We start from the raw sequence: 20,239 nt of genomic DNA, 5'->3' as shown, positions 1-20,239 counted from the left end.
GTTCGGGGCATTCGATGACACTCAGCCTTCACTGAAATCGACTTTATAGTATTACTATTTGCTTCACAAGCTCTTCCAATCGACGATCCAATGGCCTATTTTGAGGGCATACACAAAAACAAGTCTTACAATAAGAGAGCCCTCATGCCTGACAACAAACCCACCCTGCGCTCGGCCCAATGGTTCGGTACGGCTGACAAGAACGGCTTCATGTACCGCAGCTGGATGAAGAACCAGGGCATCGCCGATCACCAGTTCAATGGCAAGCCGATCATCGGCATCTGCAACACCTGGTCCGAATTGACTCCGTGCAACGCGCACTTCCGCACCATCGCCGAACACGTCAAGCGTGGCGTGATCGAGGCCGGTGGTTTCCCCGTGGAGTTCCCGGTGTTCTCCAACGGCGAGTCCAACCTGCGCCCCACGGCGATGCTCACCCGCAACCTGGCCAGCATGGATGTGGAGGAAGCGATCCGTGGCAACCCGATCGACGGCGTGGTGCTGCTCACCGGCTGTGACAAGACCACCCCTGCCCTGCTGATGGGCGCGGCCAGTTGCGACGTGCCGGCCATCGTCGTGACCGGTGGGCCGATGCTCAACGGCAAGCACAAGGGCCGCGACATCGGCGCCGGCACCATCGTCTGGCAGATGCACGAGTCTTACAAAGCCGGCCAGATCAGCCTCGACGAGTTTCTCTCGGCCGAAGCCGGCATGTCGCGCTCGGCCGGTACCTGCAACACCATGGGCACTGCCTCGACCATGGCCTGCATGGCCGAAGCGCTGGGCACTTCGCTGCCACACAACGCCGCCATTCCTGCGGTGGATTCGCGTCGCTACGTGCTGGCGCACATGTCGGGCATGCGCGCGGTGCAGATGGTCCGCGAAGACCTGCGCTTGTCGAAGATCCTCACCAAGGGGGCGTTCGAAAACGCCATTCGGGTCAACGCGGCCATCGGCGGCTCGACCAATGCGGTGATTCACCTCAAGGCCATCGCCGGCCGAATCGGCGTAGAGCTGGAGCTCGACGACTGGACCCGCATCGGCCGTGGCACCCCGACCCTGGTGGACCTGCAACCGTCGGGGCGTTTTCTGATGGAAGAGTTTTATTATGCGGGCGGTCTCCCAGCCGTCCTGCGCCGCCTGGGGGAAAACAATCTGATCCCCAACCCCGATGCCTTGACCGTCAACGGCCAGACGCTGTGGCAGAACGTGCAGAACTCGCCGATCTATGGTGATGACGAGGTGATTCGCGCCATCGACAATCCACTGGTGGCCGACGGCGGCATCTGCGTACTGCGCGGCAACCTGGCGCCGCTGGGCGCCGTGCTCAAGCCTTCGGCTGCCACACCGGCGCTGATGACCCATCGCGGTCGCGCAGTGGTGTTCGAGGACTTCGACATGTACAAGGCGCGCATCAACGACCCGGACCTGGACGTGGATGCCAGCTCCATCCTGGTCATGAAGAACTGCGGACCCAAGGGTTACCCGGGCATGGCCGAGGTCGGCAACATGGGCCTGCCGGCCAAACTGCTGGCGCAAGGGGTGACCGACATGGTGCGCATTTCCGACGCGCGCATGAGCGGCACGGCCTACGGCACGGTGGTGTTGCACGTGGCGCCGGAAGCGGCGGCAGGCGGGCCGTTGGCGGTGGTGCGCGAAGGCGATTACATCGAGCTCGATTGCGCCAGCGGGCGCTTGCACCTGGACATCCCCGACAGCGAACTGCAAGCTCGCCTGGCCGACTGGCAGGCACCGTCGCAGTCGTTGCTGGTGGGCGGCTACCGGCAGTTGTACATCGACCACGTGATGCAGGCCGACCAGGGCTGCGATTTCGATTTCCTGGTGGGGTGCCGGGGGTCCGAGGTGCCGCGGCATTCGCATTGACCACCCCGCCCCGCTTGCTCGTAGGAGCGGTCAGTGGCCGCGAAGAAAGCGCCACGGTGTATCAGGTTGGATCGCGGCGATTTTTTCGCGGCCGATGACCGTTCCTACGGAATAGGCGGTAATTGGGCATAAAAAAACCCGACTCGAGGTCGGGTTTTTGCATCGCTTTCAAGCAGGCATATCGCTTACTTGGCGCGACCTTTGTACGAACCGCCTTCACGGGTGTCGATCTCGATCATGTCGCCGATCTCGATGAAGTCCGCAACGCTCAGCTCGGTACCGTTTTTCAGTTTGGCAGGCTTCATGACCTTGCCCGAGGTGTCGCCGCGAGCGGAACCTTCGGTGTAGTCAACCTGACGCACGATGGTGGTCGGCAGCTCTACGCTGACCAGACGCTCTTCGAAGAACACGGCTTCGCAGACGTCGGTCATGCCTTCTTCCACGAATGGCAGCACGGACTCGATGTCTTCGGCGTTCAGCTCGTACATGGTGTAGTCGGTGGTGTCCATGAACGTGTAGGTATCGCCGCTGATGAACGACAGGGTCGCTTCCTTGCGGTCCAGGATCACGTCGTCCAGCTTGTCGTCGGCACTGTAGACGATTTCGGTCTTGTAACCGGTCAGCAGGTTCTTCAGCTTGGTCTTCATGATCGCGCTGTTACGGCCCGACTTGGTGAATTCAGCTTTCTGAACCAGCCATGGGTCGTTCTCCAGACGGATCACGGTACCGGGTTTCAGTTCTTTACCAGTTTTCATTACGAATATCCGAATTTGGATGGTGATTTACAAAAATCTAGGCCGCGTATCATAGCCAATTTCGGTAAAACTGCACCAGCGCCGTTGCAAGATCAGGCTGAGCGGCTTGTATCGCGCACCATTGACGCGCGTGCGCGACCAGTTCCGGCCAGTGTTCGAGCGCCTCGCGCCACGCCGGGCCGATGTCGGCGCCCTCCACGCTCTGGTTCCACGCACGCCACAGGCCACGCAGCGCGGCGTAGGCGGCAGGCGAGAGGCCTTGGCCGTAACGGTCGAGGAATGCCTCGAGCTTCTCCCAGTGGGCGTATTCTTCCTGAACATAGATGTGCCAGACCATCGGCGCGGCGGCCCACTGGGCGCGAACGAAGGAGTCCTCGCCGCGCACGGCATTGAAGTAGCAGCTCCACAACAGCCGGTCGTAGTCACTCTGGCGGACGAACGGCAGAACCTGCACTTTCAGGCTGCCGCGCTGCACCTGGCTGCCAACATCCAGCGCTGCGTCGCCCAGCCATTGCCGCACGTCGGCCAGCACTCGTCCCTCGGGCACCAGCAAATGATTGCTGCGCGTGTCGTCAGCCAGCGCGTCCAGCCACGATGCCAGCCCGCTGTGTTCATAGGCGAACAGCGACAACAGGCGCGCACCGGGTTCAGGTTCGACCCCAAGGTCGGCCAGAAACGTCTGGCGCGCGGAGGGATCGGCTTCGAAGGCCTCGCGGCGCTCGAGCAGTCCGGCTTCGCGCAGCAACCCACCGGTACCCGTGGTGAAACCGGGGAAAAAGAAATACTTGCGCAGCCCACACGGTTGCGGCGACGGCAGGCCGTGGCAGCCATCGACCCAGGTTTCGGCGCTGAGGTAATCGAGGTTCAACCACAATGGTGACGGGCTGCGAACCGCCATCGCGTCCACATATTCAGGCGGCAACTTGCAGGCGAAGGCACCCACCACCACATCGGCAACCTCGGTCGCCTGCCATTCGCCGCTCCAGTGCCGAACTTCCACGCCTTCGTGCCACTGTTGCGGTTGGTCGGCGCTGGCCGCGGGCCACAGACGGGCGAATGGCACCAGGTCGTCGACCCACAGGCGCACTTGCATACCGTGTTCGGCCTGCAGCTGATGGGCCAGACGCCAGGTGATGCCGATGTCGCCGTAGTTGTCCACGACCGTGCAGAAAATGTCCCAGGTGGCCTTCATGGCTGACTCCAACGCAAACGGTTACACAAAGCCCGCTATTGTCCTCATAAACACCTGCGCACAGAAGCACTAACGGCCGTTCGTGCGACAATTGCCTCTTGTCCTCATCATCAGTCTGCCCATGAACAAGCCTGCCCTGCTGCAATCGATCATAGAACGCCTGACCCTCGACCTGGACGTGGCTCAGCGTGCGGCCCAGACGGCCTATGAAACCGCCACCCATGAAGAGAACGTGGCCGAGAACAAATACGACACCCTGGGGCTGGAAGCGTCCTACCTGGCCACCGGACAGGCACGACGCATGGAAGAAATTCGCCAGGGGCTGGCGAAATTTCGTGCGTTGCAGTTGCGTGATGGGCAGGCAGGGATCGCACTGGGTGCGCTGGTGGCGCTGGAGTCGGAATCAGGCGTGCGCCAGTGGTTTTTCCTGGGGCCCGATGCAGCGGGACTGAAGTTCGAATTCGAAGGCTGCACGGTCATGGTCATCACCCCACGCTCGCCGCTGGGGCAAAGCCTGCTGGGCAAAGGCGTCGACGATGAAGTCGGCATGGCCGGCAAGGTTCAAGTCATTGTCGAGGTGATTTGAAGCATTGTGCAGGTCATGTGGGAGCGGGCTCTGCCCGCGAAAGGCGCGACGCGGTTTGCCTGGTTCACCGCGTCGTCGATTCGCGGCCGATGACCGCTCCCACAAACACCGGCGTGCGCTGATCGTGTAGGAGCGGTCCGTGGCCGCGAAAGGCGCGACGCGGTTTGCCTGGTTCACCGCGTCGCCGATTCGCGGCCGATGACCGCTCCCACAAACACCATCGCCACCGACCCTGTAGGAGCGGTCTGTGGCCGCGAAAAACGCGACGCGGTTTGCCTGGTTCACCGCGTATACCGATGACGCGGCTTGCGCCGCTGCTACAGGGGTGTGGCAGCGGCGATGGGCGGGTTACTTACTTCTTGTCGGGCAGTGCGTAGGCGATCACGTAGTCGCCGCGGTCTGGGGACTGGCGCGCGCCGCCAGCGGTGATGACCACGTACTGCTTGCCGGTCTTGGGCGAGACGAAGGTCATCGGACCGCCCTGGCTGCCAACCGGCAGACGGGCTTTCCAGGCCTCTTCACCGGTGGCCGAGTTAAACGCGCGCAGGTAGTAGTCCTGGGTACCGGCAATGAACACCAGACCACCCTGGGTCGACAGCGTGCCACCCAGCGTCGGCATGCCGATCGGCAACGGCAGGCCCATCTTCACACCCAGCGGACCGGTGTCTTGCACGGTACCGACGGGCACTTGCCAGGCGACTTTCTGGGTCTTCATGTCGATCGCGGTCAAGGTGCCGAACGGCGGCGCCTGGCACGGAATGCCGGCGATGGACAGGAAGCGGTTCTTGTTCACCGCATACGGCGTGCCCTTGAGCGGCACCGCACCCATGCCGGTGTTCAGCGCTTCGCCACCCGAAGATGCCTTGGCGTCCTTCTGCTGCGGCACCATCTGCACCCAGAGGCCCAGGCGCATGTCGTTGACGAAGATGAAGCCATGTACCGGATCGGTCGACAGGCTGCCCCAGTTCATCCCACCCAGGGAACCTGGGAAGCTGAGCGACACATCGGTGCCCGGCGCGGTGTACAAGCCTTCATAGCGCATCTTCTTGAAGGAGATACGGCACAGCATCTGGTCGAACGGCGTGGCACCCCACATGTCCGATTCGGTCAGGTGTTGCGCGCCGATCTGCGGCATGCCTACCGACAACGGCTGGGTCTTGGCATAGGGTTCGCCAGGAATGTCCGAGCCCTTGACCGGAATGTCCTGCACGGCGGTCAGCGGTTGACCGGTGGCGCGGTCCAGCACATAGATCTGCCCGGCCTTGGTACCAATCACCACCGCTGGCACACTGCTGCCATCGGGCTTGGGGAAGTCCATCAAGGTGGGCTGCATCGGCAGGTCGAAGTCCCACAGATCGTTGTGCACGGTCTGATAGACCCACTTCTCCTCGCCCGTGGTCGCGTTCAGCGCCAGGATCGAAGCACCGTAGCGGTGATCCAGCGCCGTACGCTCGACACCGTAGATGTCGGTGGACGAGCTGCCCATGGGCAGGAACACGGTGTTCATCTTCGGATCGTACGACATCGGTGCCCAGCTGTTGGGCGTGCTGCGTACGTAAGTGTTGTCGCCGGTAGGCGCTTGCTTGTCTTCAGGATTGCCAGGGTCAAAGGCCCAGCGCATTTCGCCGGTGATCACGTCGAAACCACGGATCACGCCACCGGGCATGTCGGCCTGCACGTTATCGGCGACGCGGCCGCCGACCACTACGGTAGTGCCCGCCATCAACGGCGCGGACGACAACTGATAGTAGGCATCCGGGACACTGCCCAGGCCGGCTTTCAGATCCACTTGGCCGTTGGTACCGAAGCCTTGGCAGAACTCGCCGGTGTCGGCGTCAATGGCAATCAGACGCGCATCGATGGTGTTGGTCAGCAGGCGACGCTGGCAGTTGGCGCCGGGCGCGACCGACACGGCCTGGACCGGCGTGTTGCCTTCACTGGACTCAACCACTGGGCTGCTGGCGTCGAAATACGCCAGGCCGCGGCAACGTTGCCAGACCGCAGCCTGGGCATTGATCTCGTTTTTCCACAGCTCTTTGCCGGTGTCGGCGTTGAGCGCGATGATGTTGTTGTGCGGTGTACAGACGAAGACCTTGTCGCCCACCTGCAGCGGTGTGGCCTGGTCTTCCGCGCCGTTGCCGTTGCTGATGGCGACGTCACCGGTGTGGTAGGTCCAGGCCGGTACCAGGCTGGCGACGTTGTCGCGGTTGATCTGGTCCAGGGCGGCGAAGCGGTTGCCGCCTTCGTCGTTGCCGTAATGGGCCCAGTCTTTCTGCGCGCTGGCTGGGTTGACCTGGGTCAGGCCCGGGCCTTCACCGGTCGGCGAGACCGAAGCGTGCGGCACGAACATGCCGGCGCCGCCGGCAACCACCGCCACCGCCAGCACGGCGCCGAGCACATAGCCAGCGCGCCCGCCATTGAGGCCATTGGCGCGACGCAAGGTCGGATAGGCCAGTGCCACCACCAGGCTCAAGACGGCCGGGGCGAACAGACGGGAAATCTGTGGCCAGAAGTTCAGCCCGGCGTCGACCAGTGCCCAGATCACCGACAGCACCATGACGGCGGCGAACAGCCAGGCGCCCAAGAGGCGTGACTTGAACAGGGCGATGGCGGCGACGGTCATGCCCAGTCCGGCCAGCAGGAAGTACCAACTCCCGCCCAGCGCGGCAAGGTAGCCGCCGCCTGCCAGGTAGAGCAGTCCGAATACGAGTACGCCCAAGGCAGCGGCCCAGATGGGCCAACGGCGCACCGATGGCGAAGGTTGAGGCTTAGTCATGTTGCATGATCCTGTTGACGCATGAACGTTTCTGGAAGGTCGAACACAGTGTAGGCAAGCCTGTAAGACACGCTTGTCATGACACGATGGGTGACATGGTTCCACGACCTGTGCGGCTGCCCGTCGATGTCCCCAGCAAGGAACCAGGCGCCGCTACAGCATTAACTAATTAGTTAGTTACGCAACGATATCAAAAAAAACCCCCAACTGCGACAAATCGCCATAGCGCTGCATGGCGAAACACTGTTGCAGAGGCGGTAACACTGGGTAGAGTTGCCAAGCCATGCCTTGGCTCACGGCACGTCCTTGAAGAACGCATGACCGCCCAGCACGAGCGTGCAGTTGGCGCCTTTGGTCCAGGCCGGAGGTGGGCATAGGCTCACGGCGTGGTAATGGGTGGCACCGTCGGTAGGGTCTGCCACGCGGCCCGCCACGACCTGCTCGGCCACCGCCAGGGCTTGCGCCCATTGCGCTGGCGCAATGGGACGAGCACCGCTGACGTAGGGGTAGTTGGGATCGCGCAGGTTCCAGCAACTGAACTGCCAGGGTTTGCGGCACACGCCGATGTAGCCCTCGCCCCACCACGATCGCGCATGGGTGTCATGCACACGGTTGCGGATGACCCACGCCACGGCGATCTGGCCTGCGATGCCTTCGCCACGGGCCTCGCCCCACAGCGTTCGTGCAACGACATCGTGTACCTGTTGAATGTGTATCATGCTGATCTCTGCGTATGAACGGCCGGGCATTGCCAGATTGCTGGGCTGCACAGGGGTTTGCCAGTTGGCAACGATTCCCCGCCTGTCCAGTTGGGGGCCTAGCTTCTCGCAGTGATGAACATCGCCAAACGCTTGAGACTTGGCGGCGTTGGCTCTACAAAGGACATGGCCAGGTTGCAATGGCTGCACACCGATCTGCCCTCGATCACCCACGCAACCACGGAGGCCCAGTGCCGATGCCTGCTCCCGACGACAACCTGGACACCGGAGCACAGACCTCTGGTTGGGGATTGAGCCGTCTGCACGCCGCCACCTCGGTCAGGTGGGTCGCCAAATTGCTGGCATGGGTGACGCTGCTTACCGGTGCCACAGCGCTGTGCGAGTACACCCTGGGTGAACCCCTGCTGAACCATTTGATTCCAGGTTTGAGGGGCATGTCGCCGTTGACCGCCATGGCCCTTTGCGGACTGGCGCTTTCCAACCTTCTGGGACGCCGCGCGGGACCCAGCTGGCTACTCGCCGGAGTCGCCGCAAGCATCGCTTTTGCCTTGCTGGGCGCGCACCTGCTCACCGGCGCAGACATTTTCAGTCATCCGGTCAACGATTGGTTGTTTGCGCCATCAAGCCTGGTCATCGGCAACGTTTCACCCGCCACGGCAACCTGCCTGGCGCTGCTGGCCGTGGCCCGCATGGCTCAGCTCGGCGGTCGCCACAAGGCCTGCGACGTGCTTGCCCTGCTGGCTTTCGGTGTGGCCGGCATCGGCCTGCTGGGCTATGCCTATGGCGTGAAAGACCTGTACTCGGTGCTGCTGTTCAACGCCATGGCGGTGCACACGGCCCTGGCACTGGTCTGCCTGGCAGTGTCGATGATGCTGTTCCAGGCCGACCAGGGCTGGTTGAACGTGGTCACGCTGAGCAATCGTGCCGGCGCCGTGACCCGTCGCCAGTTGCTGCTGACCGCCATCCTGCCGGTAATCGGCTGGATGTTGCTGTCGGCCATCAACGCTCAGGCCATCGGCGCGCCTGCGGCGTTGGCGCTGGTGGTAGCCACGGTGTTCATGCCGCTGGTCATCCTGATCATCAAGGACGGCCGAGTCACCGCCCGCCTGGACCTGCAACGGCTCAAGCAGCGCCGCCTGGAAACCACCATCAGGCAGCGACTGGAACTGGAGCTGGACCAGAAGCGAGTCGAACTGGAACAGGAGTCGGCACAACGCATCGTTGCCGAACAGGCAATGAACCGTGCCCAGCGCCTGGACGCAGTGGGGCAACTGACAGGGGGCATCGCCCATGATTTCAACAACCTGCTGATGGGCATTTCCGGCAACCTCGAATTGCTCCATCGCCACGTCGAAAGCGATCCCAAGGCATTGAAGTACGTGACGCGGGCCACGCTGTCCACGGAAAAAGGCATTCGCCTGACCGGGCAGTTGCTGGCGTTCTCACGCACCCAGCGGCTGAATGTATCGGCGGTGAACCTCGCCGATACCGTCACCGCTGCTTTCGAACTGGTCGGCAACGCGCTGGGACCGGACATCAACATCGACATGCAGACGCCAAACCGCAGCCTGTTCGTCAGCACCGACCCCTTGCAGTTGGAAATGGCCATCCTCAACCTGGCCCTGAACGCCAGGGATGCAATGCCCGAAGGCGGTTGGTTCACCGTCAAATGCTCGCCGACCACTCCACCGGGCGTGCCGCCCACGGTATCGATCCATGTCAGCGACAGCGGCACTGGCATGTCACCAGAGGTCCTGGCCAAGGCGTGCGAGCCGTTTTTCACCACCAAGGAATCCGGGCGCGGCACCGGCCTGGGTCTGGCACAGGTCTACGGCCTGTGCCGTCAATGCGGCGGGGATCTGAAGATCACCAGTGAACCGGGCCAGGGCTCGACGTTCGAGCTGGTATTGCCGGCGGCCGAGCGGCCACGGGCATCCTCGCTGGGTGCGGTGCCAACGTTGGTGACTGCGCCGTCCACCCCCCTCGCCCACCCCGTGCTGATCGTCGACGACGACGATGCAGTGCGCACGGTGCTGGTGGACGACCTGCGTGGCCGAGGCTATCAGGTGCTCGAAGTCGATCGCGGCAGCAAGGCATTGGCGATACTGGGACACACGCAGTGCGCCGTGGCCGTCATCGACTTCCTGATGCCGGAGATGAACGGCGCCGAACTGGCACGCAAGGCCCGCCAGTTCGTTCCGCAGTTACCAATCATCTTCATCAGCGGTTACGCCGACACTCTGGCGCTGGACGCCATTGCCGGGGCAGTAGTACTGCGCAAACCGTTCGAACTCGACGAATTGGATAAGCTGGTCCGGCAATTGGCTGACGCGACAGCGCCAAGCCCCTGAGTTTCCGGGACGTCTGGGGAATCCAAGCGACCTTGGACGGGCGGACTCGAGCCCTCTTTCGCACATCGATCGCAAAAAAATCGGAACCTTCGGCAGAACAGGGCTACCTAATCACAGCGTACGTACCATGCATACGCCATGGCTGCCTCTTGGGTCTGAGCCAGACCGTCCATCACGGAGATTTTGAAATGACCGACGCTCATAAAGAAACGATCAAGGTACTCAACGACCTCATCGAGACATCGAAAGATGGTGAGGCTGGTTTCAAGGATCTCGCCGAGAACACCAAGAACGTCGAGCTCAAAGGCGTTTTCACCACCGCTGCCGCTGACACCGCCTCCGGCGCTGCCGAGCTGCAAGCCTACGTCCGTCAACTGGGTGGCGAGGCTGAAACCACCACCAGCGTTGCTGGCGACCTGCACCGCCGTTGGGTCGACCTGAAGTCGGCCATCACTGGCAAAGACGACGTTGCCCTGCTCAACGAAGCCGAGCGTGGCGAAGACGTAGCCAAGAAAAGCTACACCAAGGCTCTGGAAAACAAGGACGTGACCCCTGAGGCACACGCCCTGATCCAGAAGCAATTCGAAGGCGTAATGCGCAACCATGACAAGATCAAGGCCCTGCGTGACGCAGCTCGCGCTCAGAAATGAGTGAAGGGCTCGGGCGGCTGCCAAGGCCGCCCGAGCCGTGCTTCTCCTGCCACGCCCCCCGCCTCGACAACACTCCTGCCCTTGCGCAACCCATTCAACGTATCACGTAGCCTGCAACCGGGGCCGGTACCTTGACGTCACCCTGAAAGCGACGCCATTCCTTCTCGATTTCCTTGTAGCTCATGAACACGCTCACGCGTTTGGCATCGGCCAGATCGGTGTTGGTCATGGACTCGGTATAGCGCGTGGGCACGAAGGCCACCGTCATGCCAACCACGGAGCCATCATCGGCATACACCGGACCGCCCGACATGCCCATGGCACTCGGACCATCATGGATGGAATAGAGCACGCCATCGTTCAGGTTCTTGAGCATCAGCTTGCCCTCCTTCACGTGACCGCTGCCTTTGACGGGCATCAGCAACGGGCTGTAACCGACGGCAGTGACGCTCTCGCCGACCGAGGCCTGGCGCCAGTGCGGTGCCGAAGGGGCCTTGCGCTTGATGAAGACCACATCGCCACGACCCCGGTGCGCAACGTCACTGAGGTAAGGTGTGTGCTTGGCGGAAACTGCGTAGTCCTCGTTCCATTGCACGGCCGAGGCCTGATACAGGAGAGGGGCGGGAAGGCTTGAGGTGACCATGAAAGCGTCTTTGTAGGCGGCATCGCTGACAAAGGGAGTTGGGATGCCATTACAGCCGGAAAGAAGCAGACCGAGCGTCAGGCAGATAGATCGATTCATTGTGTTCCAATGTAGCAATCCCATTTCTGGGATTATAAAAGCAACCTTGCTTGCGTGGTTCTCACCCCTCTGGATGAGAATAGGTTCGCTTGCGCGAGTGTTTGTAAAGACCCTGGATACCGGCGCATTCATATAGCGCTACGCGGTGATCCAGGCCGCCATTGTTCCCTGGCGATCCTGTCGGATCGTGATTGACAGCGTGATCGGGTGTCAGCGGACATGAACGCAATGTCTTTATAGGCTTTGCGTGCCATGCCGGACCAACCAAGGCACTACGACCCTCGATTCAGGGGACGTAATGACCAGTGATGACATTGTGCCATCACTCATTGCAAACTGACAACACAAATAGTGGCACATAGCCATTTTCTGCCGTTGCTCAGTGATAGGGGTATCGGTCGAGTTTTCCAAGTCTTTAATATCAATGTGATACTACTGTGACGTGGTTCCGCCCTTTCCAAGCCGAGCGCTCTAGCTGAACGCCTGCCGCCCACGCGGTTCAACGCAAGGAGAACATGGTATTAGCCCCCGTGCGTCGCCGTTCTCTTGAGCCCGAGTGCTGGCTGAACTACTGTATGCGCAACCAGTAGTTATGAGCAGTGACATGGACAGAGAAGAAGAAGACTTCGGGTGCCTGGGCGTGCCCACCGAAGCACAGATGTGGAAGCAGCAGGCCGACCTAGTGCAGGCCGAGTACGAAGAGGTGGCAAGCGAATTGCGCCGAGCGCGGGCCAATATCGCCAAACTGGTGGAAATCCATGGCGTCACCGCACTGCAGCGCGACCAGGCACTGCACCTGCTGGCTTCCTACCAACGCGATCTGTCCGCCGCCCATGTCGAACTGACTGAAGTGAAGAACAAGATCCGCGGCCTGATGATGGCGCAACGCGCCAGCGTCGAGGGGCCAATGCCGTTTACCGACTCGCTGGCGTCAGGACAAATCGTTTGACTGGATCATTCACTGACATGGCAGCGCTACGGATGTAGCAACCCCCAAGGCGGCCCACTGGCGAATCTGGATTCGATCCACGCCTTGAATGCGAGGACCGTGGCCGCCGGGAATTTCGAGGAAGGCCGTATCAAATAGACCCCGCCCTCCGAGTCGAGCCGCCAGTCGGGCAGTACCTGAACCAGTTCGCCCGACGCCAGCTGACGGCTCATCAACCATTCGCCAGCGCCGAGAATGCCCGTGCCCGCCAATGCAGCGCTGAGCAGGGTTTCGCTGTCGTTGGAGGTCAGGGTGCCCTGGGTCGTCACGCTCTCCTGGCGCTGTGCATGGTGCAGCCGCCACTCCGGAAACGAAGCCAGCCCGCTGAAGCGCAGGCAGTTGTGCCGTACCAGATCGCCCGGTGTCAGCGGCATGCCAAACTGTTCAATGTAGGCGGGAGACGCGCAGAGTAGGCGGCGATGGTCGCAGAGCTTGTTGGCGATCAATCGGCTGTCTTCCAGCTCACCGATGCGCAAGGCCAGGTCATACCCTTGCTCGATGATGTCGACGACGTGTTCGCTGTAGTCGGCAATGATCGACACGCCAGGGTGCGCGCTTAGAAAATCAGGCAGCAGCGGCGCCACCCACAGGCGTCCCATGGCCGCCGGCAGCGCCAGGCGCAGGACGCCGCGCACCTGCGCCACGCCGGACGTGGCCTGCTGCTCGGCTTCGACGATCTGGGACAGCGCCGAGCGCAAGCGCTGCTCCAGCTTCGCGCCGACGTCGGTGATGCGCACCTGGCGTGTCGAGCGCTCCATGAGCCGCACACCCAGCCGCTTTTCCATGGCGGCCAGGCGTTTGGAAATCACCGTGGGATGACGCTGAAGCAAGCGCCCGGCAGCCACGAACGAGCCCTGGCTGGCGACGGCCAGGAAGGCGGCGATCTCGTCGCTGTGCTGACTGTCGAGCAGGTCCGGGGTCATGGCGTCAGAATGATCGCTCCGGCCGACTGCCCCGACTCGAGTGCCTCATGGGCACGGGCAGCCTCGGCCAGCGGATAGGTCTTCCAGATCCGCGGCGTGATGATGCCCGCCTCGACTGCTGCAATCACGTCGGCAGCGCGCTCCTGGTATTCCGCAATGGACGCCGTATGAGCCACGATCGACGGCCGGGTCAGGAACAGCGAGCCCTTGCCATTGAGGGTGGACAGCTCGACCGCAGCCGTAGCGCCCGAGGACGCACCGAACGACACCATCAAGCCGCGGGGGCGCAGGCTGTCCAGGGACGCCTCGAAGGAAATTCGCCCGATCGGGTCGTAGACCACATCGACCTTGCGCCCTTGAGTCAGTTTCGCCACATCCGCGGCAAGCGTGGCTGCATCGAACACCAGCACCTCGTCGCAGCCCACTGCCTTGGCCCGTTCGACGCTTTCAGGTTTGGACACCACGCCGATGACGTACGCCCCCAGGTGCTTGGCCCACTGGCCCATGATCTGCCCAAGGCCACCGGCGACGCCGTACAGCAGCATCGTCGTTTCCGGACCTACGGGGTAGGTGGATTTGAGCAGGTATTGCGCTGTGATGCCCTTGAACAGTACTGCCGCCGCCTGCTCGAAGCTGACGCCAGCGGGCAGCTTCACCAGACGTTCCGCAGGATAGAGCCGCTGCGCCGCATAGCCGCCCAGCGGGCCTGTGGCATAGGCGACGCGATCGCCCGGCTGCACGTGGGTGACACCAGGCCCCACCGAAACCACGGTGCCGGCGCCTTCCAGGCCGAGGCCGGATGGCAGCGGCAGCTTGACCGCACCGTTGCGCTGGGTGACGTCGAGGTAATTCACGCCAATGGCCGCCTGCTGCAGCCACACCTGCCCCTCCCCCGGCGCCTGCTCGGCCACAGTGTCCTCCCACAGCACGGAAGGTTCGCCCGGTTGATTGAAACGGATCACTGCGGCCATGGGGTTCTCCAGTCGGTCATAAGGGTGACCGAGTATGGAAACTCACTCGGCGTTCTACAAGACGGTGGAATTGCAGTATATACCTGCATGAGGCGCAGCAATTGGCCAATAATTATTTGACCCGTGTTGAAGTGCCGATTGCCTGCACTTTCAAGTTTGTTTAGCTTGCAAAGCGCGGTTCAACACGGGTGCGGAGTGCTTACATGGACAGGTCATGGCAGTAATCGCAGACAAAGGCACCACGTCGATGAGTCTGGTGCACGAAGCCCTGTTCGGCGCCCTGCAGCGCGGTGTCGATGTGCAGCCAGTGCTGCGGGCAGCAGGCATCGACCCGGGATTGCTCGATGCGCCCCAGGCGAGAGTTTCCGCGGTGGCGTTTTCTCGACTCTGGATCGCTCTTGCCGATGTGCTGGACGACGAGTTTTTCGCCATCGACAGCCATCCCTTGCGCCGGGGCAGCTTCCGCCTGCTGTGCCATGTCGCCCTGAGCTGTCACTCCCTTGAACAGGCGTTGCGTCGGATTCTGGCGTTTCTGCGCATGGCGCTGGACGATATCCACGGCGAGCTGACATACGAAGGGGATTGGGCGGTTCTGATCATTCATGATTGCGGCATCGAGAGGCGCCTGTTCAGCTACGGCACCTGGCTCATTCTCGTGCATGGGTTGCTCTGCTGGCTGGGCGGCCGACGGCTGCCGATCCAGGGCATCAGCTTCCGGCCGGCCCAGCCGGCGGATGACAGCGACTACCGCCTGCGCTTTTGCGAGTCCTTGACGTTCGGAGCCACCCAGACCGCCGTGCGGATCGATCGCAGTCTCTTGGCCCTCAAGGTGGTTCAAACGCCTGCACACCTGGCGAGCTTTCTGGACGAGTCGCCTGGCAACCTGCTGGTCAAGTACCGCAACGATGAAAGCACTGGCGCGAAAGTCCGCCAGAGGCTTCGAGGTATGCATCCTGAAGACTGGCCCGAATTCGACAGGTTGGCAAAAACGCTGGGCACTTCGAGTTCGACCCTGCAGCGACGGCTTCAACTCGAAGGCTTGAACTACCAGCGCTTGAAAGACGATCTGCGCCGGGACATGGCCATTCATCTGTTGGGCCGCGAAGAGCTGACGGTCAACGAGGTGGCGCTGCAGACCGGCTTTCAGGATGCCAGCGCTTTCCATCGGGCATTCAAGAAGTGGACGGGCGTAAGTCCTGGATGCTATCGCCGCACCGGGACCGATGAATCGCAGGCCTGACAGGGCTTCCTGGTTTCATGGTTCTCGCCAATCGATAAGCAGCATGCCTGCCCTGCTTGCTCCCGGTTTTGGAAGTGTCCAAACACCTCAGTCATAACGATGACTTTGGACATGGGCCTACTCCACGCCTGCGCCTAGGATATTCAAACGCGAGCCATGGCCCCGTCCGTGGCCTGGTCGATAGAACACCTGTGCACTTCAAAACAAGAATAAAACCGAAGGAGACACGCTATGCAGTCAGTCAACGTATTCGCCCTCGCAAAAGATTCGAGGTTCAACCGATTTCACGGTTTGATCCTGTTCTGGTGCGTGCTGATACTCGTCATCGATGGCTATGACCTCGCCGTCGTCGGTGCGGCGCTACCGGCCATCATGAAGGACATGAACATCGAAGCGACCAGTGCGGGCATCATGGCCGGCTCGGCGCTGTTCGGAACCATGCTCGGTGCGATCTTCCTCGGCACCCTGGCCGATCGCATCGGGCGCCCGAAGATGACCGCTATCTGCGTCGCGCTGTTCAGCCTGTTCACCGCCGGCGCCGGGCTGACCAACGACCCCATCAGTTTCAGCATCATGCGTTTTATCGCGGGGCTGGGCATTGGTGGCGTCCTGCCTATCTGCACGGCGCAGATGGGTGAGTTCTCGCCTTTGAAACTGCGCACACGCCTGGTGACGCTGGTGTTTGCCGGCTACTCGGTCGGCGGCATCCTGGTTGCCCTCACCGCCAAACAGCTCATCGAAAGTCATGGCTGGCAATGGGTGTTCTACGTTGCCGCCCTTCCTGTGGTATTGATCCCGTTCATTCTCAAGACCATGCCCGACTCCATCGGCTACATGCTCAAACAGGGTCAGCAGAAACAACTCCGAGACATTGCGCGAAAGCTCGACCCTGACCATTCGATCTCCGAAGACACGGTGATGGCGGGCAACCCCGAGATACTCGACCAACAGGATTCTCCCGTGCGCAATCTGTTCGCCGATGGTCGCGGTTTCAGCACGGTCATGATCTGGGCGGCGTTCATGACCGGGCTGTTCATGGTCTATGCGCTCAATTCCTGGTTGACCAAGTTGATGGCGATGGCGGGGTTCAGCCTGGGCTCGGCGCTCAATTTCGTGATCGTGTTCAACGTTGGCGCAATCGCCGGTGCATTGGGCGGTGGCTGGCTAGGCGACAGGTTCAACATCAAGCGCGTACTGGTGTGCTTTTACGTGATCGGCGCACTGGCGCTGGTCACTCTTGCCTACACACGCTCGCCTGCCCTGCTCTATGCGGTGGTGTTCACGGTGGGCGCGTCGACCTTGGGCACGCAATTGCTGGCCTACGCCTACGCCGGGGATTTCTACCCCTCGACCATCAGGGCCACCGGTGTGGGCTTCGCATCGGGCGTGGGACGGATAGGCGCAATCGTCGCCCCCGTGCTGATCGGTTGGCTGATCTCCATGCACTTGCCCCTGGAGCAAAACTTCATGGCCATTGCACTTGCCGGGCTGATCGGTGCCGTCGCGGTGTCCCTGATCAACCAGTCGCTTGCCGATTCCTCCCAGACACGCTCGGCGAAGCGCTCGGCATCGAACGCTCACACCGCTGCCCTGAATCCTGAGATATCCAAACCCACTTGAATCGGGGCCTGTATGAATCGACTGTCACAACCCCCCATGAGCCCGCCGCTTCTGGCGCAGGCCGTGGACTGGGCCATTACCTCTCGGCGCAGCATCAGGGCGTTTCTGCCGGACCCTGTGGCACATGAAGACGTGGTGGGCATCCTCGACGTCGCTAGGTTCTGCGCCACGGGCGTGAACATGCAGCCCTGGCGCGTTCACGTGGTGACCGGGGACATGAAGCTGCGTTTGTCGAACGCCATCGCGGACATCGACAACAACCCGGCGTACGCCGACACGTTGCTCGACCCCTACGAGTACTACCCCAGGGAGTGGGTGACGCCCTATCTGGATCGCAAGAAGAAAGTCGGCTGGGAGCTGTACGGACTGCTCGGCATTGCCAAGGGCGACAAGCAGCGCATGCACGAACAGCATGGTCGCAACTATCGCTTCTTCGACGCACCGGTGGGCCTTCTATTCACCATCGACCGCGTGCTTCAACAAGGCAGCCTGCTGGACTACGGCATGTTCCTGCAAAGCGTGATGGTGGCCGCCAGGGCCCGTGGTCTGCATACCTGCCCCCAAGCCGCTTTTCTGAAATATCACCACGTCATCGCCGAGGTACTCGGCATTCCCGACGAGCACATGCTGGTGTGCGGCATGAGCCTGGGCTACGCCGACGACTCCAGTGTCGAGAACGACCTGGTCACAGAGCGCGAAGCGGTGAGCACGTTCACCACCTTTCACCACAATAACAAGGAAACTCGCCCATGACGCCTGCCGACCTCTACGAGCGCCTCGACAAGACCCCGGCCAATCATCTACCGCTGACACCGCTGGGTTTTCTGGACAGAGCCGCGTTGGTCCACCCGACCCGTGCTGCAGTGGTGTACGGATCGATCACCCGGACCTGGGCGCAGACGCGCGAGCGTTGCATGCGTCTGGCCAGCGCACTGGTCGCCAGAGGGCTGGGCGTCGGCGACACGGTCTCTATCCTGTGCCCCAACACGCCGGCGATGCTTGAGGCGCACTTCGGCATACCACTGTGCGGTGCGGTGCTGAACACCATCAACTGTAGGCTCGATGCCGAGGGGGTGGCATTCATCCTCAAGCATGCCGAGTCCAAGGCCATCCTGGTGGACCGCGAGTACGCAGGCATGGTGGCCGTTGCGTTGGAGTTACTTGAACACCCACCGATGGTGATCGACATCGACGACCCCTTCGCCCCCCTAGGCCCGTCAATTGGTGTGGTGGGCTATGAGGAACTGCTCGCCAGCGGCGACCCGTATTTCGAAGGCGTCTGGCCGGTCGATGAGTGGCAACCCATTGCACTGAACTACACGTCCGGTACCACCGGGGATCCCAAGGGCGTCGTTACCAGCCACCGCGCAACTTACCTGATGAGCGTGTTGCAGATGACCAACTGGCCGCTGCCACGCGCTCCACGTTATCTGTGGACGCTGCCGATGTTCCACGCCAACGGCTGGTGTTTCACCTGGGCGATCACTGCGGCTGCAGGCACCCACGTGTGCATGCGCAAGGTCAATGCCGACGCCGTGTTCGACGCGATCGATACGCACGGCGTGGATCATTTCTGCGCCGCACCGGTGGTCATGGCAATGATCGCCGACGCACGTGATCGCGCACCACTGCGTGCCCCTGTCCGGGTGCTGACAGCCGGCTCCCCTCCGCCGGCATCGGTGCTCAGCGCCGTGGTCGCCCTGGGCTTCGATGTGGATCACGTCTACGGGATCACCGAAGTGTCCGGTACGCCTGTCAGTTGTGTCTGGCAAGACGGTTGGGACGCCTTGACCGATGGCGAGCAGCGCGCATTGCGTGTCCGACAAGGCGCCAGGGCCGCGACGTTCGAGGGGTTGATGGTGGCCGATCCGGACACCTTGGTCCCGGTGCCGCACGACGGGGTCACCACGGGTGAGCTGTTGCTGCGCGGCAACACTGTAATGATGGGATACCTGAAGAACGCATCAGCCACTGCCAAGGCATTCGAGAGAGGATGGTTTCACACCGGAGACGTCGCGGTGGTGCATGAAGGCGGCTACGTGCAGATCACCGATCGCTCCAAGGACGTCATCATCTCGGGCGGTGAGAACATCTCCTCGATCGAGATCGAGGATGTCATCCACTGCCATCCCAGCGTCTTGCATGCTGCCGTGGTGGCCCAGCCCGACGACAAGTGGGGCGAAGTGCCCTGTGCCTTCATCGAGCTCAAGGCAGGCGCTGTCGTACCCAGCTCCGCAGACCTCATAGCGTTCTGCCAGACGCGCCTGGCCAAATTCAAATGCCCGCGATACGTCATCTTTACCGAACTGCCGAAGACGGCAACGGGCAAGATTCAGAAATTCCTGCTGCGCGAACGCGCCGGCAGCAGAGCGGCCATCTCAAGGCTTGCATCCGGGGGGTAGGCACCGTCGGCAAGTGTTGCCTCGAATGTTACCAAGGCGGGCACCCGTGCTCGATTTGAGTGCGGGATTCCCATTCGGTAATCCAACAGCGCCATGTCTGACAGCTGCCTATTGAGCAAAACATACTAAAATCAGGTGCTTATCGTTAATGGCCTGGTTATTGCTGAAATATTATCGGCAAGCAATCTGGCTCTCTGTATCAGGTCACTTGCTTCGTGACTTCTGTTTCCCCCAGCGGCTTCCTCGCCCTGGGTGACCCGGCCCCAACGATGCGGCTGCGGTTCACAAGCGAAACGCTCGACACCCGTTCAGCCGACAGCGTCGTCGGTACGTGAAATCAGGCCCTAACCCCCTCCCGCCTGCATTTCATCCAGCCCCCACTCCCCTTTCCTCGCCCTTTGCTCGGCGGCCTGTTTGGCTGTCCGCGAATCGCTAGGTGA

General features: G+C 61.8%; 16 protein-coding genes. 9 read left to right on the top strand and 7 right to left on the bottom strand.

Features of this window, described 5'->3' with window-relative positions; all coding sequences use genetic code 11:
- Positions 1–144 precede the first annotated feature (144 nt).
- Positions 145–1,884, top strand: a complete 1,740-nt coding sequence (locus LT40_RS01710) for an IlvD/Edd family dehydratase (RefSeq protein ID WP_043185672.1) — start codon at positions 145–147, stop codon at positions 1,882–1,884.
- A 185-nt stretch (positions 1,885–2,069) separates the two neighbouring features.
- Here the strand turns inward: LT40_RS01710 and LT40_RS01705 are convergent, their stop codons facing one another.
- Positions 2,070–2,639 (bottom strand): elongation factor P, encoded by a 570-nt coding sequence (locus LT40_RS01705; RefSeq protein ID WP_043185667.1) that lies wholly within the window; start codon positions 2,637–2,639, stop codon positions 2,070–2,072.
- A 49-nt stretch (positions 2,640–2,688) separates the two neighbouring features.
- The gene (earP, locus tag LT40_RS01700; protein WP_043185665.1) at positions 2,689–3,831 is read right to left on the bottom strand and encodes an elongation factor P maturation arginine rhamnosyltransferase EarP; all 1,143 of its coding nucleotides are present in this window, start codon (positions 3,829–3,831) and stop codon (positions 2,689–2,691) included.
- 121 nt (positions 3,832–3,952) lie between these two features.
- Here earP and LT40_RS01695 point away from each other — a divergent pair, with 121 nt between their 5' ends.
- Positions 3,953–4,417, top strand: coding sequence for a GreA/GreB family elongation factor (locus LT40_RS01695; RefSeq protein ID WP_043185662.1), 465 nt, complete (start codon positions 3,953–3,955; stop codon positions 4,415–4,417).
- A gap of 352 nt (positions 4,418–4,769) precedes the next feature.
- On the opposite strand, the gene LT40_RS01690 is transcribed toward LT40_RS01695, so the two are convergent.
- Positions 4,770–7,193, bottom strand: a complete 2,424-nt coding sequence (locus tag LT40_RS01690; protein WP_043185660.1) for a glucose/quinate/shikimate family membrane-bound PQQ-dependent dehydrogenase — start codon at positions 7,191–7,193, stop codon at positions 4,770–4,772.
- A gap of 293 nt (positions 7,194–7,486) precedes the next feature.
- Positions 7,487–7,912 (bottom strand): cell wall hydrolase, encoded by a 426-nt coding sequence (locus LT40_RS01685; RefSeq protein WP_043193231.1) that lies wholly within the window; start codon positions 7,910–7,912, stop codon positions 7,487–7,489.
- 236 nt (positions 7,913–8,148) lie between these two features.
- Here LT40_RS01685 and LT40_RS20880 point away from each other — a divergent pair, with 236 nt between their 5' ends.
- Entirely contained in the window at positions 8,149–10,263 is a 2,115-nt protein-coding gene (locus LT40_RS20880) for an ATP-binding protein (protein WP_052393203.1), read from the top strand.
- Positions 10,264–10,451: 188 nt separating this feature from the next.
- Positions 10,452–10,913, top strand: a complete 462-nt coding sequence (locus tag LT40_RS01675; protein WP_043185659.1) for a PA2169 family four-helix-bundle protein — start codon at positions 10,452–10,454, stop codon at positions 10,911–10,913.
- Positions 10,914–11,007: 94 nt separating this feature from the next.
- Here LT40_RS01675 and LT40_RS01670 read toward each other — a convergent pair whose 3' ends face one another.
- Complete coding sequence (locus tag LT40_RS01670; RefSeq protein WP_043185657.1) at positions 11,008–11,655, bottom strand: trypsin-like peptidase domain-containing protein; 648 nt, start codon at positions 11,653–11,655, stop codon at positions 11,008–11,010.
- 604 nt (positions 11,656–12,259) lie between these two features.
- On the opposite strand from LT40_RS01670, the gene LT40_RS01665 reads away from it, so the two are divergent.
- Positions 12,260–12,604, top strand: a complete 345-nt coding sequence (locus tag LT40_RS01665; RefSeq protein ID WP_043185655.1) for a hypothetical protein — start codon at positions 12,260–12,262, stop codon at positions 12,602–12,604.
- 26 nt (positions 12,605–12,630) lie between these two features.
- On the opposite strand, the gene LT40_RS01660 is transcribed toward LT40_RS01665, so the two are convergent.
- Entirely contained in the window at positions 12,631–13,566 is a 936-nt protein-coding gene (locus tag LT40_RS01660) for a LysR family transcriptional regulator (RefSeq protein WP_043185650.1), read from the bottom strand.
- Positions 13,563–14,537, bottom strand: coding sequence for a quinone oxidoreductase family protein (locus LT40_RS01655; protein ID WP_043185646.1), 975 nt, complete (start codon positions 14,535–14,537; stop codon positions 13,563–13,565). Before LT40_RS01655 ends, LT40_RS01660 begins: the two co-directional genes overlap by 4 nt.
- Positions 14,538–14,751: 214 nt before the next feature.
- Between LT40_RS01655 and LT40_RS01650 the strand changes: the two genes are divergently transcribed.
- From LT40_RS01650 to LT40_RS01635, 4 genes are all read left to right on the top strand, one after another.
- On the top strand, positions 14,752–15,777 hold the full coding sequence (locus LT40_RS01650) for an AraC family transcriptional regulator (RefSeq protein WP_043185644.1): 1,026 nt from the start codon (positions 14,752–14,754) through the stop codon (positions 15,775–15,777).
- Between the two features lie 231 nt (positions 15,778–16,008).
- Positions 16,009–17,397, top strand: a complete 1,389-nt coding sequence (locus LT40_RS01645) for an MFS transporter (protein WP_052393201.1) — start codon at positions 16,009–16,011, stop codon at positions 17,395–17,397.
- A 36-nt stretch (positions 17,398–17,433) separates the two neighbouring features.
- The gene (locus tag LT40_RS01640; RefSeq protein WP_237749279.1) at positions 17,434–18,150 is read left to right on the top strand and encodes a nitroreductase; all 717 of its coding nucleotides are present in this window, start codon (positions 17,434–17,436) and stop codon (positions 18,148–18,150) included.
- Positions 18,147–19,799, top strand: coding sequence for an AMP-binding protein (locus LT40_RS01635; protein WP_043185638.1), 1,653 nt, complete (start codon positions 18,147–18,149; stop codon positions 19,797–19,799). Before LT40_RS01640 ends, LT40_RS01635 begins: the two co-directional genes overlap by 4 nt.
- Positions 19,800–20,239 lie beyond the last annotated feature (440 nt).

Origin of the sequence: Pseudomonas rhizosphaerae (assembly GCF_000761155.1) — a bacterium.
In the GTDB taxonomy this organism is placed as follows: domain Bacteria; phylum Pseudomonadota; class Gammaproteobacteria; order Pseudomonadales; family Pseudomonadaceae; genus Aquipseudomonas; species Aquipseudomonas rhizosphaerae.
This window is presented reverse-complemented; position numbering and strand designations above follow the sequence as displayed.

What these genes read in the sequence shown, in the direction of transcription:
- LT40_RS01710 (WP_043185672.1), top strand. Translation starts at nt 145, where the DNA reads ATGCCTGACAACAAACCCACCCTGCGCTCGGCCCAATGGTTCGGTACG.
- LT40_RS01705 (WP_043185667.1), bottom strand. Translation starts at nt 2,639, where the DNA reads ATGAAAACTGGTAAAGAACTGAAACCCGGTACCGTGATCCGTCTGGAG.
- earP (WP_043185665.1), bottom strand. Translation starts at nt 3,831, where the DNA reads ATGAAGGCCACCTGGGACATTTTCTGCACGGTCGTGGACAACTACGGC.
- LT40_RS01695 (WP_043185662.1), top strand. Translation starts at nt 3,953, where the DNA reads ATGAACAAGCCTGCCCTGCTGCAATCGATCATAGAACGCCTGACCCTC.
- LT40_RS01690 (WP_043185660.1), bottom strand. Translation starts at nt 7,193, where the DNA reads ATGACTAAGCCTCAACCTTCGCCATCGGTGCGCCGTTGGCCCATCTGG.
- LT40_RS01685 (WP_043193231.1), bottom strand. Translation starts at nt 7,912, where the DNA reads ATGATACACATTCAACAGGTACACGATGTCGTTGCACGAACGCTGTGG.
- LT40_RS20880 (WP_052393203.1), top strand. Translation starts at nt 8,149, where the DNA reads ATGCCTGCTCCCGACGACAACCTGGACACCGGAGCACAGACCTCTGGT.
- LT40_RS01675 (WP_043185659.1), top strand. Translation starts at nt 10,452, where the DNA reads ATGACCGACGCTCATAAAGAAACGATCAAGGTACTCAACGACCTCATC.
- LT40_RS01670 (WP_043185657.1), bottom strand. Translation starts at nt 11,655, where the DNA reads ATGAATCGATCTATCTGCCTGACGCTCGGTCTGCTTCTTTCCGGCTGT.
- LT40_RS01665 (WP_043185655.1), top strand. Translation starts at nt 12,260, where the DNA reads ATGGACAGAGAAGAAGAAGACTTCGGGTGCCTGGGCGTGCCCACCGAA.
- LT40_RS01660 (WP_043185650.1), bottom strand. Translation starts at nt 13,566, where the DNA reads ATGACCCCGGACCTGCTCGACAGTCAGCACAGCGACGAGATCGCCGCC.
- LT40_RS01655 (WP_043185646.1), bottom strand. Translation starts at nt 14,537, where the DNA reads ATGGCCGCAGTGATCCGTTTCAATCAACCGGGCGAACCTTCCGTGCTG.
- LT40_RS01650 (WP_043185644.1), top strand. Translation starts at nt 14,752, where the DNA reads ATGGCAGTAATCGCAGACAAAGGCACCACGTCGATGAGTCTGGTGCAC.
- LT40_RS01645 (WP_052393201.1), top strand. Translation starts at nt 16,009, where the DNA reads ATGCAGTCAGTCAACGTATTCGCCCTCGCAAAAGATTCGAGGTTCAAC.
- LT40_RS01640 (WP_237749279.1), top strand. Translation starts at nt 17,434, where the DNA reads ATGAGCCCGCCGCTTCTGGCGCAGGCCGTGGACTGGGCCATTACCTCT.
- LT40_RS01635 (WP_043185638.1), top strand. Translation starts at nt 18,147, where the DNA reads ATGACGCCTGCCGACCTCTACGAGCGCCTCGACAAGACCCCGGCCAAT.